The organism is Arcobacter iocasae (assembly GCF_042214795.1).
Taxonomy (GTDB): domain Bacteria; phylum Campylobacterota; class Campylobacteria; order Campylobacterales; family Arcobacteraceae; genus Arcobacter; species Arcobacter iocasae.
On record NZ_CP090177.1, the window covers coordinates 52,182 to 65,442 of the forward strand.

Genomic DNA, 13,261 nt, shown 5'->3' on the forward strand with positions numbered 1-13,261 from the left:
TTACTTCTCAAATAGCTTTGCTGGTGAAGTAATTATTCTTTTTAGAACATCAATTGGTGCTGAAATAGAATCTTTAGCTAAATTTGTATTTATTTTAGGATCATTTAAATTACCTGTAATATCAACTTTTGTAGAAACTCTTTTGTCATCCCCTAAAAAGATATAACTTAATCCTGGTATAAAATTAACAATCTTACTATAATCTTTCATGAAGATTAAATCAACACTTGAATTTATAGTTGAATCTTTTAAATTAATCGTTGCATAACCATCAAAATCAACAGAATTACCAATTGTGTGTATCTTAAGTAAGTTTAAAATTCTGTTATCAAAATCATAAGTAAAATCTACATATCCTTCATTTACCGCATATCCATTTAGATTAAATCCACCATTTGTAACCATTCCAAAAACTGCAGGAATAGCTAATAAAGGATTAATAAGTGCGGGACTTGTATTCACTAAAGTAATTATATTATTTAAGATATTTAAATTTAATATTCTATTTTTATTAAAAAGCATTTTTCCACTCATAAACTTATCTTTCCCATCAGCAGTTAAAGAAAATGTTCCACCTTTTATAAGCTCTTTATCAAAGAAAGTATTTACAAAATTATCATTAATATTTTTTGCATCCAAACTAATATTTTTATTAATATCTTTTGTATATCTTATTTTTCCATTTAGATAATTTAAATCAAATATCACTTTTTTTTCATCTGCCGTTATATTATATTTGTCTGATAAAACTTTATACTTATCATTAACAATAATATTTGAATTTTTCCCCTCAATTTTTACCTTTTTGTACTTATCTACACTTGTAGTTTCGGTATCATACATCAAATCAAAGTTTTTTAATTTTAAATATAAATCATCATCATTTTTTAAAGTTAAATCAATATTTTTATCTTTTGAAATAACTTTTACCAAATCTTTTTTAGAATACCCTTTTATATCTAAAGTATCTATTTTCTTTTTACCATCAGTAATTGGGATATCAAGTTTCCCAAAAGCCCCATCAAAGAAGACATTATCGTTGATTAAATCTATATTCGAATCTATAGAATAAAAGCTATTATCTTTTAATAATATGTTGGAATTTATTAATCTAATACTTAAGTCTTGCCCTACACTATTTTTAGTTTTATCATCAGTTAAATCAATATCATAAGAATTTATAATTAAATTGATTTTATCTTTAATAATATCGATTTTAAGGTCATTTGAATATGTGTTTATTGTAGTTTTTTTATCATCAATCAATCCAAATAATTTTAAACTATCTATTTTTTTACCATCTTTTTTTAGTGGTAGATTAAGTTCATATAGATTTGCTAAGAAGTTAATATTACTTTTTTCATCTAGTTTTATATCTATATCACCTTTTTTAATATCTAAATCTTCTAAAAGTTTTGAATAGGGATAGATTTTTTCTATATCTTTGATATTAATCTCTGTGCCATCTTTTTGAAATAAAATTTGAGTTTTCAAATCATCGATAGTAAATTTTGTATTTTCTTTAAAATCTATACCAAAATCAATTTTTTTATTTTCTATATTTACAATTTCTTGATTATCACTTTTTATCAAAAGTTTATTTAATAAAGCATCACCTTTTGAATCCATAGTTTTAGTATTAATTTTTAAATTTACTTTTGCATCTATCATGTCTTTATGTACAAAATCGGTATCTTTTATAATTACATCACTATTTATTAAATCAACACTTCCTTGTTTTGAATAAAACTCAAAATCATTTATCTTAAAAGTTGAATCTTTACTTTTAAATACACCAAAAGTCTTCATAGGAGCATCATAAGGTATGTATAAGTGCACATTAGCATCAGTTGTACCTGATAGTTGTTTAATAGGAAGATTTATCTTATAAGCTTTTAAAATGCCTAAGACATTATCATCAAGCATATGAGTAGCTTTTAATGTTACATCAACATGCCCATATTTCAAACTTGTCATATCTTGTATATTTACAAAACTACCATCAATGTTTATACCTTTGAAAGTTGGTTTTTCTAAATTAATAAGTAAACCATCATTTTCATATTGCAAGTTTATAAGTGGTGTTTCTACAGCATCTAAATCACCATGGAATTTTACTTTTGCATCTGTAACTCTTGCATATCCTTTGATACTTTTTAAAATAGGAGTAAGAGTTTTTAAATTAACTTTTCCATACAAATAATCCAAATAAATTTTTCCATTTACATTGTCATACATCCACGATTCAGCTATTTTGTCTAAATTTACATATTTTTTTAAAAATTTTATATCTTTCATTTCCCCAGAATTTATAAAAAAGTCAAGTTCATCTTTATTTGTCTGAATATTTAATTGACCATTTACTAAGTTTTCATAATCATAATTTCCTAAAAAAACTAAAATATTATTATGAAAATCTAATTTTATCTTTCCCAAAAGTAATAAATCAATATCTTTTAAATAAATAGAATAAATATTTAATTTTAATACATCACCTTCTTTAGAATATTGAGAAGCTATATTTACAAACTTATTATCCACATAAATATAATCATCATCTAATCTTATTTTAAAGGTGTTATCTGCTATTTTCATAGTTTCTATATCAATACTTTGAAAGAAATCCAAAATCATAGGAGCTTTACTTATCATTGATTTTATATCTTCAAGTGAGCTATGAACTTTTGTTTTTTTGTCTTTTATGTCTATTTCATCTATTCGTACAATGAGCTTTTTATCAATTTTTATATAGAATTTCGAAACTGAAAAATTACCAAAAGAGAATGAATCCAAATTGATACCATTAATTAAGAAAAAAACTAAAAATGACATTAGTGATAAAAAGAATAAAATAAAAGCAATAATTTTTTTTAGTAACATTATAGAAGTAATCCTAGTATTTAGTATCGTAATACTTTTTTATATAACAATTCCCTTATCATCTTCAAAAGTAATTTTTATACCTAAAGGGAGTACGAATTATATTATAACATACCTAAATAAATCAGGCTATGACTTAAATATAATTGATAAAGTAATCATTAAAGCAAAAGGCTATCCTCAAAGTGGTTGGATTGATTTAAAAGCCACAAAAATGACTAAAGCTGATTTTATAAATAGACTACTTACTTCAAAAGCAGCTTTAAAATCATTAACCTTGATTCCAGGAGAAACAGCATACTATTTCTTACAAGAGATTTCTCAAAAATTAAAGTTGTCTTTTCCAAAACTTCAAGAAGCTTATAATAAATATTCATACAAACTTGATGGTAATATCTTAGCAGAAACATATAATCTCCCAATAGGAATGGATGAAGACCACATTGTTTTTTATCTAATTTCATATACTGAGAATAGGTATAAAGAATTTTCAAATAAAATATTTGGACACTACATAAAAAAAAATTGGTACAAATATGTGATAATCGCTTCAGTAATACAAAAAGAAGCAGCAGATGTTAATGAAATGTCAACAGTATCAAGTGTAATTCAAAATAGACTAAAAAAAAGAATGCCATTGCAAATGGATGGTACTTTAAACTATGGAGCGTACTCTCATACTAAAGTAACATCAAAAATGATAAAAGAAGACACTTCTTCATACAATACATATAAATATGCAGATTTACCAGATAATCCAGTTTGTGCTGTTAGTTTAGATGCTATTAAAGCTGCAATTTTCCCATCAAAAAGTCAATATTTATATTTTTATAGGGATAAAAGCACAGGAAGGCATATATTCACAAATACATACAAAGAACATATAGATAATATAAACAAGCTAAAAAATGTAAAAAGAGTAGAAGAAAAAAAAGTATTTCCCAAAAAAGATAAGCCTGAATCTAAAAAAACTATAAAAAGTCTTTGGAAAACAGTTAATTAGTTGAGAAGTATTGAAACAAGAAATTTAAACTGTTTCGTTCTTGGTACTTATTTAAAATATTATGCATAAAATAATGCTAATATGACCTACACGAAAACTCAAACAAACCAAGGAACAAAAATGTCAAAAATTATTTACACAAAAGTTGATGAAGCTCCAGCTTTAGCTACTTACTCATTTCTACCTATTATTAAGGCTTTCACAAAAAGTTCTGGTATAGAAATGGTAACAAAAGATATCTCACTTGCAGGTAGAATTCTTGCTAATTTTCCAGAGAATTTAAAAGAAGATCAAAAAATTGGTGATCATTTAGCTGAACTTGGTAAATTAACTCAAGATCCAACTGTAAACATTGTAAAACTTCCAAATATTTCTGCATCAATTCCTCAATTAAAAGCTGCAATTGCTGAATTACAATCAAAAGGTTACAATGTACCTAATTATGATGAAAGTCCAGAAATAACTGCTAGATACTCTAAAATTCTAGGATCTGCAGTTAATCCAGTACTTAGAGAAGGAAACTCAGATAGAAGAGCACCAAGTGCTGTTAAAAACTATGCTAAAAACAATCCTCATAAAATGGGAGAATGGACAAAAGATTCTAAAACTGAAGTTGCACACATGGACCATGGAGATTTTTATGGTTCTGAACTTTCTGAAACTTTTGAAAAAGCAGATGATTTAAAAATATCTTTCTTTGATAAAAATGGTTCTGAAACAGTTTTAAAAGCATCTTTACCAGTACTTGAAGGTGAAATAATTGATGCAACTATTATGAGCGCAAAAGCTTTACAAGAATTTTATGCAAAAACAATTGCTGAAGCTAAAGAAAAAGATGTATTACTGTCTTTACACCTAAAAGCTACTATGATGAAAGTTTCTGATCCAATTATGTTTGGATTTGCTGTTAAAGTATTCTTCAAAGATTTAATTGCTAAACATGGAGCTTTATTTGATGAATTAGGAGTTAACTTTAATAATGGTTTAGGTGACCTTTACTCTAAATTAGACAAAGTTGATGCAGCTAAAAAAGCTGAAATCGAAGCTGATATTGCTGAAATTTATAAAAAACAACCAAGACTAGCAATGGTAAACTCTGCTAAAGGAATCACAAACTTACATGTACCATCTGATGTTATTATTGATGCATCTATGCCTGCTATGCTTAAAGGTGGTGGTAAAATGTGGAATGCTGATGATAAAGAAGAAGATACAATAGCAATGATTCCTGATAGATGTTATGCACAAGCTTTTAAAGCAGTTATTGAAGACTTTAAAGAAAATGGTAAATTAGATGTAACAACTATTGGAACTGTTCCAAATGTTGGTCTTATGGCTCAAAAAGCTGAAGAATATGGTTCACATGATAAAACTTTCCAAGCACCTGTTGATGGACAATTTAAAGTTACAAATAAAGCTGGAGATACTGTATTCTCATATGATGTTGAAGCTGGTGATATTTTCAGAATGTGCCAAGCTAAAGATGCACCAATTCAAGATTGGATTAAACTAGCAGTAAGTAGAGCAAGACTTTCAAATACTCCAGCAATTTTCTGGTTAGATGAAAATAGAGCACATGATGCCCAAATGATTAAAAAAGTAAATAAATACTTGCCAGAGCATGATACTACTGGTTTAGATATATCTATTATGGCTCCATTAGAAGCTACAAAAGTTTCTTTACAAAGAATGAGAGAAGGTAAAGACACTATTTCTGTAACTGGAAATGTATTAAGAGATTATAATACTGACTTATTCCCAATTTTAGAACTTGGAACAAGTGCTAAAATGTTATCAATCGTACCATTGATGAAAGGTGGTGGATTATTTGAAACTGGTGCTGGGGGATCTGCTCCTAAACATGTTGAACAATTTACAAATGAGTCTTACTTAAGATGGGATTCATTAGGTGAATTTATGGCATTAGCAGCCTCTTTTGAGCACTTAGGTAATACTCAAAATAATGCAAAAGCAAAAATCTTAGCTACAACATTAGATAAAGCAACTGGAACTTTTCTTTTAAATGACAAATCACCTTCAAGAAAATTAGGTGGTGTTGATAATAGAGGAAGTCACTTCTATCTTGCTATGTATTGGGCACAAGAATTAGCAGCTCAAACAGAAGATAAAGAATTAGCAGTAGAATTTACTCCTATTGCAAAAGCGATGGTTGAAAATGAAGATAGAATTATGTCAGAATTAGTTGCTGCGCATGGAAAAGCTTCTGATATTGGTGGTTATTATTTACCAGATGAAGCAAAAGCAAATGAAGCATTAAGACCAAGTGCAACATTAAATCTAATTATTGGTTAATTTTTATTAAATATAATTTTAAAGGTAGGTCAAATGACCTACCTTTTTTTATTTACGAATTTTGAAGGAATATTATTATGAAAAACAAAAAAGTTGGAATCATTGGAGTAGGAAATGTAGGTTCAACACTTGCTTATACTTTAGCTTCAAAAGGAATTTGTGAAAAAATAGTTTTAAAAGATATTAGAGAAAATATTGTAAAAGCAATGGCTTTAGATATTTCACAAGCTGCTAATGCTGCAAGTTCTAGAACAATTGTAAGTGCGGCAAAAGACTCAAGTGATTTAAAAGATTGTGATGTTATTGTTATAACTGCGGGAATACCTAGAAAACCAGGTATGAGTAGAGATGATTTACTTCTTACAAATGCAAAGATTATGAAAATAGTTGTAAAAGATATAGAAGAACAAGCTCCAAATGCAATTATAATAGTGGTATCAAATCCCCTTGATGTGATGGTTTACACTGCCCTAAAAGTCTCAAAATTCCCCAAAAACCAAATCATAGGAATGGCAGGTATTTTAGATAGTGCAAGAATGAGCCACTTTATTTTAGAAAAACTAGGATATGGAGCAGGACAAATAAATGCTTCTGTTATGGGTGGACATGGAGATGATATGGTTCCCCTACCAAACTTCTCAACAGTAGCAGGAGTACACCTAAGTGAAGTTCTAAGTTCCCAAGATATAGAAGACATCGTAGAAAAAACAAAAAATGGTGGAGCTCAAATAGTAAAATACTTAGAAACAGGCTCAGCATATTACGCTCCTGCACATTCCACTTCACTTATGGTAGAAGCAATCTTACACGATAAAAAAGAAGTCTACCCTTGTGCTGTTTTATTAGAAGGTGAATATGGCTATAAAGATATAGTTTCAGGAGTTCCAATAATGCTTGGTAAAAATGGAGTTGAAAAAATCATAGAACTAAATCTAACAGATGAACAAAAAGAGTTATTTAAAAAGTCGGTATCATCAGTTAAGGAATTAGTTGATACACTAAATAAAAACAACTTTTTCAAATAAGAAACAATACTATAAGAAATTGCGTTAAATAGACATAATAGATAGTAAGAGCCTCTGAAAGTTAAATGTAAAGGGAAATTACTATCAATTTATTTAGTGCCTTTTAATGATTCCCTTTGACTTTCCTATCCTTAAGATTTTTAATGAAAACTTTTAATTCCCAAAAAATCAGAGTAAACTAATAATAGTAAAACTTTTTTAAAAGGAGTAACACATGAAAACTAAAAAACATGAACTAACAGTTGGCATACAAAAAGTTGATTCAAGCATTTTGCTTACTATAAAAGCAATAGGAACACTTACTCATGAAGATTACGAGACAATAACTCCTATGATTGATTCAGCACTTGAAGAAATTGCAAATCCTAAGATAAGAGCAATATGTGATTGTACTGAGCTTGATGGTTGGGAACTTAAAGCTGCTTGGGATGATTTAAAAATTGGACTTAAACATGGAAACCAATTTGAGAAAATTGCAATCATCACAGGAAAAAGTTGGATAAAAATTGGCTCTAAAATCACTTCATGGTTTATACAAGGGGAAGTAAAAAACTTCGAAAATGAATTAGAAGCTTTTGAGTGGCTAAATGAATAAAATACAGAGAAATTTTATTCTCTGTATTTTTTACTGTAGAAGTGGTAGTTTATTTAATAACTCTTCACAATAATCCCATTGTTCTAAAGTATCTTTCCACTCTTTTGGAATAGCATTTACCCCAAAATAAGCTCCAAGTACCATACCAATCATAATACCCCTAGAAGCATTATCACCACCAACCATGGCATTAGCTTGAAGTGCTTTTTTAAGACCATCTTCTTTGTTGGCATATTTTAAGATGAAATAAATACTTCCAGGCATAGTTCCCTCAGTTGGACTAGCTTTTCCTACTTTTATAGGTTCGCTTCTTCCCACATCCCAAAGTCTTGCCATTGATGTTAGCGCTAAGTCATCGCTAAACTGCTCTTTTGATAAATCAGATTGGGGATTTGATTCCTCTTCATATTTTGCAATTGCTTGATTAACTTTATCTTGATAAAAACCACCCATAAGTTTTCCAACTTCTTCGATAGCAACTCTTGGTTCAGTTCCATTTATAACTCGATTGGTAACCCTAGCAAAAAATTCTGCACCACCTAAGGCATGAGCCTCTTTATGTGTAAACATAGCTTTTTTTGCCACATCTACTAATACTTCTTCATCATCATAGTATGCATGTGCTGCCACATGTCTTATAGCTGTAGCATTTGAATAACCACCTAGGTCTTCAACTCTTATACCTTTTTTGACTTGAGCAAAAGTCTCCCTACTCATAGTACAAATCCAAGAGCCCCAACTATTTTCTAATCTATTCATCCAATGTGGAATAATAGCTGACACATCAAAATCTTGGACAGGATTTGCTATTTTTGCTAAATACTCTAATATTAAAATATTATAGTCCCCATAATCAGTTGTTCCGCCAGCTTTTTTGCCAGGATGATAGTTTTGTTCACCCCAACCTATTCCATGAGTCATTCCACCCATCATTTCACCGGGGCTCATAAATTTTTCTATGGGTTTTTCACCATATGCTTTATATATTTTTTTTGCATCATATTCATAATGACTACCTAAACATAAAGCATCTGCAACAATTGATGCGAAAAAAGCACCTCGTATAGAGTCTTGTTTTGTAATATTATTCATTTTTTTACCTAAGTTGTGTGGTTGGGAGAGATTAAAAAAGGGTCATGAGAGATGACCCTTTAAATTAAGTTTTTAATTATTTAAGATTTTTAGCTACAAAATCCCAGTTAACTAGTTTCCAAAAGTTTTCTAAATAAGCAGGTCTTGCATTTCTAGTATCAATATAGTATGCATGTTCCCACACGTCACATGTAAGAAGTGGAGTTAAACCATCAGTTAATGGAGTTCCAGCATTTGCAGTAGCAACAATTGATAATTTTCCACTTGCATCTTTTACTAACCAAGCCCAACCTGAACCAAAGTGAGTTACAGCTTTGTTTGTAAATTGAGTTTTAAATTCTTCAACTGATCCAAAAGCTTCAACTAAAGCAGCTTCTACATCACCAGAGATAGTTGAACCACCTGGAGTTAAACCATTCCAGAAAAAGTCATGATTAAATACTTGTGCAGCATTATTAAAAAGACCACCTTCAGCATCTTTTACAATTTCTACTAAAGATAAATCTTCAAATTTAGTTCCAGCTATTAAATTATTTAAATTATTTACATATGTTTGATGATGTTTACCATAGTGAAATTCTAAAGTCTCTTTTGACATTAATGGTTGCAATGCATCCATTTCATAAGGTAGTTTCATTAATTCGTGTTTCATTTTAATTCCTTTAAAAAATATTGTTGAGTAATAATGATACCCCTATTTAATTAAAAAACAATAATAAGTTCAAATTAGTTTTATATTTAAGAGAAGTTTTCTTGTAATTTTGGATGAAAAGGGGAGGAAATTCCCCTTTTCTATTTTAGTAAATCTATTAGTGGTTTTAATGAAGCTTTTTTCTCATCTTCATTCATTGAGCCTTCCATCGCATCTTCTTTTACTTTTCCATCATAAATATTTGTAATGTTTCCATTTTCATCAATTAAATATGCAAAAAAACCAGTTTTTGAAGTATCATATTGATTTAAAGATTTAACCATAGAACCATCATAATCATAAACCATAGGAGTATCAGAATCTTTTGTTAATTCTTCTAATTTTCCAGGAATCGCCCATTTTTTGATAAACCATGGAGCAGCTGAAATATTTGCAACCATAACATATGGCATATCAATAGTAAAGTATTTTTTCAAATCTTTAACAACAGATAAAGAATCATGATTACCAACAATAACTAAAGTCTTAATACCTTTTTTAAATATTGTACTTGAAGAAATAATATTTTCACTTCCAACAAGTTCAATATTTTTTGGTAGATTTTCTAAAGTTAATTTACTCTTTGTAACAACATTTGGATTAACATATTCTGGTTTTTCAGCAGTAAAATAAATAAGTAATCCAAAACCTATTAAACCTAAAACTACAATTTTTAAAATATTTTTAAACAATTTTTTTCCTTTAATAAAATTGTTAGAGTTTAACTATTTATTATAAATATTAGATTAATAAAGATTATCATTTTATTCTTCTAACCCATTTTTTAAATAATCTATCAACTGTAATTTCATCTTCTAAAGTCTCATTATTTTTAATAAAATCTACAAGTTTTTTTGCTAAATAAGGAGATAAAACAAAACCTCTTCCACCTACTCCATTTAGTATAAAAAGGTTCTCATGTCTTATAAATCTTTCACTTTTCACAGGTGTTCCATTTTTTAAATATGGAAACATATTTAATGTTTCTTTAGAATCAATCAAACTTCCTACTAATGGAAAATAATCAAAGCTACTAGCTCTTGGCCCAAAGTAAGTTTTGAGTACTTTTACATCATCTAAAGCTCTTATATTATTAGCTTTACTTAATAGTTCTGAAGTATCATTTTTGTATAAGTTATTTGTATAACCAATATTGGCTAAATTAGATAATTCTGGATCTTGGAAAGCTTTATATTTTTTTTCAAGAGTATTGTCAAACCTATGATGTGTAGCACCAATTGATACTTTATAAGTTTTATTATCTAACTTTTCATGTGAAGTTGATATAGAACACTCTTTATGATAGTTAAAGTCTATACAAGTTGTAGTGGAAATATCAATTCTTTGTCCCCATACAGCTCTTATTTTTATATACTCTTCATCTATTAGCTCTATATCAGAACCAGTAGTTAAAATAAGGTTTTTTGCTTTTATTTCATCATTAATAATATAAAAATTATCTATTTTTTTTATATGTTTTACATTATAATTAAATATTTTATCAATATTATTTGTTATTTTTTTACACATATCATAAGAAAATACTTGTGAGCCTATTTTGAAAAAAAAGCCACCTTCTTTCTCTTCACATTCAAAATCAAAATGCTTTTTGTACTCTTCAAAGCTTAATCTATCTTCATCATCTTTTGGAACTCTTAAAACACCTTTTTGCACAATCAAATCTTCATCTAAATTTTTATAAAAATCAACTGCAAATTTTAAAGATGTAGTAACAAGTTCTTTAAATTTATTTGGTTTTCCAAGCAAAGGAGATAAAAATCCACCAGCTGCTCCTGAAGCAAATTGTGCAACATCATCAAATCTATCTAATAAAAGAGTCTTCTCATCTTTTAAAAAATGTGCCACACAAGATCCTGCAATCCCTGCTCCAATAATTACATAATCATAATTTTTCATTGTCATCTTTTTTATTTAATAATTTAAAATTTGGTCTCCAATACCCTCTTCCCCCATGTAAACTTACACATCTAAAACCTGGTAATTTACTTTTATAAAACTCTAATCTACTCTTTGTAGTTTTACCAGTATCACAATAAAATACAAATACTGTTTTATCTTTTGGCATAAGTTTCATTTCATAAGGGTTATAAGTAATATATTCAGCTCCAGTAATTGGTTTTAAAATTGTGTCTACTAAAATCACATTTATACCATCTTTTTGAAGTTGTTCTTTATTGTTTAAGTACTCTTCTTGAGTCCATTCATCTTTTTCAAATATTTTATCATTCATATGATGATTTTAGTATATATTTACTTTTTTAGCAATTAATTTACTTTTTTGCTATTAATTATTTCAACTTGATTGACTACGACTCAAGTTTGTGATATAATTAGAATAAAAATTAATATTATATGGAGTTTTAATGGCAAAAAGTTTATATGAAACTTTAGAGGTGAGTGATAGTGCCTCAAGTGATGAAATAAAAAAAGCATACAGAAAATTAGCAAGAAAATATCACCCTGATGTAAACAAAGATAAAGATGCAGAAGAAAAATTTAAAGAAATTAATGCAGCTTATGAAGTTTTATCAGATAAAGAGAAGAAACAACAGTATGACCAACATGGTGATTCTATGTTTGGTGGACAAAATTTCCATGACTTTGCAAGAGGTCAAGGTGGAAATGTCGACTTAGATGAGATTTTAAGACAAATGTTTGGTGGCTCTGGTGGCTTTGGAGGAAGTGGTTTTGGAAACCAAGGATTTGGAGGACAAGGTTTTGGTGGTTATAATGAGCCTGATTTAGATATGAGTGCTCAAATTACTATTGCCTTTGATATATCTATTCTTGGAGGGAAACAACAAGTATCTTTCAATAATGAATCATTTGACATCAAAATACCAGAAGGTATTAGAGATGGACAAAAAATAAGAGCAAAAGGTAAAGGAAAATCATATAATGGCAAAAGAGGTGATTTAATCATAAAAATCAATGTAGCTCCTAGTCCTGAGTATACTCTTGAAGCAGATACCTTAACAAAATATTTTAATATACCTTTAAAAACAGCTCTTTTTGGTGGAAAAATAGAGATAAAAACAGTACATAAAACTATAACTTTAAAAGTTCCAGAAAATACTAAACAATACCAAAGATTTAGAGTAAAAGAACTAGGAATTCTAAATAGAAAAACTGGAACAAAAGGTGATTTATATTTAAAAGCAAATATTGTTTTACCAAAAGTTGAAGATTTAGATGAAAATTTAATTAATTTATTAAAAGAGAAATTACCAGAAACTATTTAAAAGAGGATATTATGGAAACAAACTCATACACAGAACCTGTATATTTAATCTCAGTTGTTGCACAGATTCTAGAAATCCATCCACAAACTTTAAGACAATATGAAAGAGAGGGTTTAATAACCCCCTCTAGAACAAATGGTAAAATTCGTTTGTATTCCCAAAAAGATATTGACCATATAAAATATGTATTAAGACTTACTAGAGAATTAGGAATAAATCTTGCTGGAGTTGATTTAATACTTCAGTTAAATACAAAAATAAAAAATTTAGAAGAAGATGTTCAAAAATATAAAACACAATTAAAACAAATAGATAAATTTGGAGTTGTACCCTCATCAAAAGCTTTAGTTATTAAAAAAAGCTCTTATGATATAGTAATTTTTGAAGAGTAGAAACTTT

At 28.3% G+C, this 13,261-nt stretch carries 12 protein-coding genes; 6 read left to right on the forward strand and 6 right to left on the reverse strand.

What is annotated here, in order from left to right:
• Window positions 1-2,793, reverse strand: a complete 2,793-nt coding sequence (locus LXN10_RS00285) for a YhdP family protein (RefSeq protein ID WP_375723969.1) — start codon at window positions 2,791-2,793, stop codon at window positions 1-3.
• A 1-nt stretch (window position 2,794) separates the two neighbouring features.
• Between LXN10_RS00285 and mltG the strand changes: the two genes are divergently transcribed.
• The 4 genes from mltG to LXN10_RS00305 all read left to right on the forward strand — a co-directional run bounded on the left by mltG (window position 2,795) and on the right by LXN10_RS00305 (window position 7,816).
• Entirely contained in the window at window positions 2,795-3,883 is a 1,089-nt protein-coding gene (gene mltG, locus LXN10_RS00290; protein WP_375723970.1) for an endolytic transglycosylase MltG, read from the forward strand.
• A 120-nt stretch (window positions 3,884-4,003) separates the two neighbouring features.
• Window positions 4,004-6,196 carry an NADP-dependent isocitrate dehydrogenase gene (locus tag LXN10_RS00295; RefSeq protein WP_375723971.1) on the forward strand — a complete coding sequence of 731 codons (2,193 nt, stop codon included), beginning with the start codon at window positions 4,004-4,006 and terminating at the stop codon, window positions 6,194-6,196.
• Between the two features lie 77 nt (window positions 6,197-6,273).
• Window positions 6,274-7,221, forward strand: coding sequence for a malate dehydrogenase (gene mdh / locus LXN10_RS00300; protein ID WP_375723972.1), 948 nt, complete (start codon window positions 6,274-6,276; stop codon window positions 7,219-7,221).
• Window positions 7,222-7,435: 214 nt separating this feature from the next.
• Complete coding sequence (locus LXN10_RS00305) at window positions 7,436-7,816, forward strand: STAS/SEC14 domain-containing protein (RefSeq protein WP_375723973.1); 381 nt, start codon at window positions 7,436-7,438, stop codon at window positions 7,814-7,816.
• A gap of 30 nt (window positions 7,817-7,846) precedes the next feature.
• On the opposite strand, the gene LXN10_RS00310 is transcribed toward LXN10_RS00305, so the two are convergent.
• The 5 genes from LXN10_RS00310 to LXN10_RS00330 all read right to left on the reverse strand — a co-directional run bounded on the left by LXN10_RS00310 (window position 7,847) and on the right by LXN10_RS00330 (window position 11,850).
• Window positions 7,847-8,908, reverse strand: a complete 1,062-nt coding sequence (locus LXN10_RS00310) for an ADP-ribosylglycohydrolase family protein (RefSeq protein ID WP_375723974.1) — start codon at window positions 8,906-8,908, stop codon at window positions 7,847-7,849.
• Window positions 8,909-8,984: 76 nt separating this feature from the next.
• The gene (locus LXN10_RS00315) at window positions 8,985-9,560 is read right to left on the reverse strand and encodes a superoxide dismutase (protein WP_375723975.1); all 576 of its coding nucleotides are present in this window, start codon (window positions 9,558-9,560) and stop codon (window positions 8,985-8,987) included.
• A 140-nt stretch (window positions 9,561-9,700) separates the two neighbouring features.
• Complete coding sequence (locus LXN10_RS00320; protein ID WP_375723976.1) at window positions 9,701-10,291, reverse strand: hypothetical protein; 591 nt, start codon at window positions 10,289-10,291, stop codon at window positions 9,701-9,703.
• 67 nt (window positions 10,292-10,358) lie between these two features.
• Entirely contained in the window at window positions 10,359-11,516 is a 1,158-nt protein-coding gene (locus LXN10_RS00325; RefSeq protein ID WP_375723977.1) for an NAD(P)/FAD-dependent oxidoreductase, read from the reverse strand.
• Window positions 11,503-11,850 (reverse strand): hypothetical protein, encoded by a 348-nt coding sequence (locus LXN10_RS00330; RefSeq protein WP_375723978.1) that lies wholly within the window; start codon window positions 11,848-11,850, stop codon window positions 11,503-11,505. Before LXN10_RS00330 ends, LXN10_RS00325 begins: the two co-directional genes overlap by 14 nt.
• Before the next feature lie 133 nt (window positions 11,851-11,983).
• Here LXN10_RS00330 and LXN10_RS00335 point away from each other — a divergent pair, with 133 nt between their 5' ends.
• Window positions 11,984-12,862 carry a DnaJ C-terminal domain-containing protein gene (locus tag LXN10_RS00335; protein WP_375723979.1) on the forward strand — a complete coding sequence of 293 codons (879 nt, stop codon included), beginning with the start codon at window positions 11,984-11,986 and terminating at the stop codon, window positions 12,860-12,862.
• A gap of 11 nt (window positions 12,863-12,873) precedes the next feature.
• A complete protein-coding gene (locus tag LXN10_RS00340) occupies window positions 12,874-13,254 on the forward strand; it encodes a heat shock protein transcriptional repressor HspR (protein ID WP_375723980.1) in 381 nt (126 codons plus the stop codon).
• The last annotated feature ends 7 nt before the right edge of the window (window positions 13,255-13,261 follow it).

Bases quoted from the DNA above. Each gene is read 5' to 3' on its own strand.
- LXN10_RS00295 (WP_375723971.1), top strand. From the start codon at position 4,004: ATGTCAAAAATTATTTACACAAAAGTTGATGAAGCTCCAGCTTTAGCT.
- mdh (WP_375723972.1), top strand. From the start codon at position 6,274: ATGAAAAACAAAAAAGTTGGAATCATTGGAGTAGGAAATGTAGGTTCA.
- LXN10_RS00305 (WP_375723973.1), top strand. From the start codon at position 7,436: ATGAAAACTAAAAAACATGAACTAACAGTTGGCATACAAAAAGTTGAT.
- LXN10_RS00310 (WP_375723974.1), bottom strand. From the start codon at position 8,908: ATGAATAATATTACAAAACAAGACTCTATACGAGGTGCTTTTTTCGCA.
- LXN10_RS00315 (WP_375723975.1), bottom strand. From the start codon at position 9,560: ATGAAACACGAATTAATGAAACTACCTTATGAAATGGATGCATTGCAA.
- LXN10_RS00325 (WP_375723977.1), bottom strand. From the start codon at position 11,516: ATGAAAAATTATGATTATGTAATTATTGGAGCAGGGATTGCAGGATCT.
- LXN10_RS00330 (WP_375723978.1), bottom strand. From the start codon at position 11,850: ATGAATGATAAAATATTTGAAAAAGATGAATGGACTCAAGAAGAGTAC.
- LXN10_RS00335 (WP_375723979.1), top strand. From the start codon at position 11,984: ATGGCAAAAAGTTTATATGAAACTTTAGAGGTGAGTGATAGTGCCTCA.
- LXN10_RS00340 (WP_375723980.1), top strand. From the start codon at position 12,874: ATGGAAACAAACTCATACACAGAACCTGTATATTTAATCTCAGTTGTT.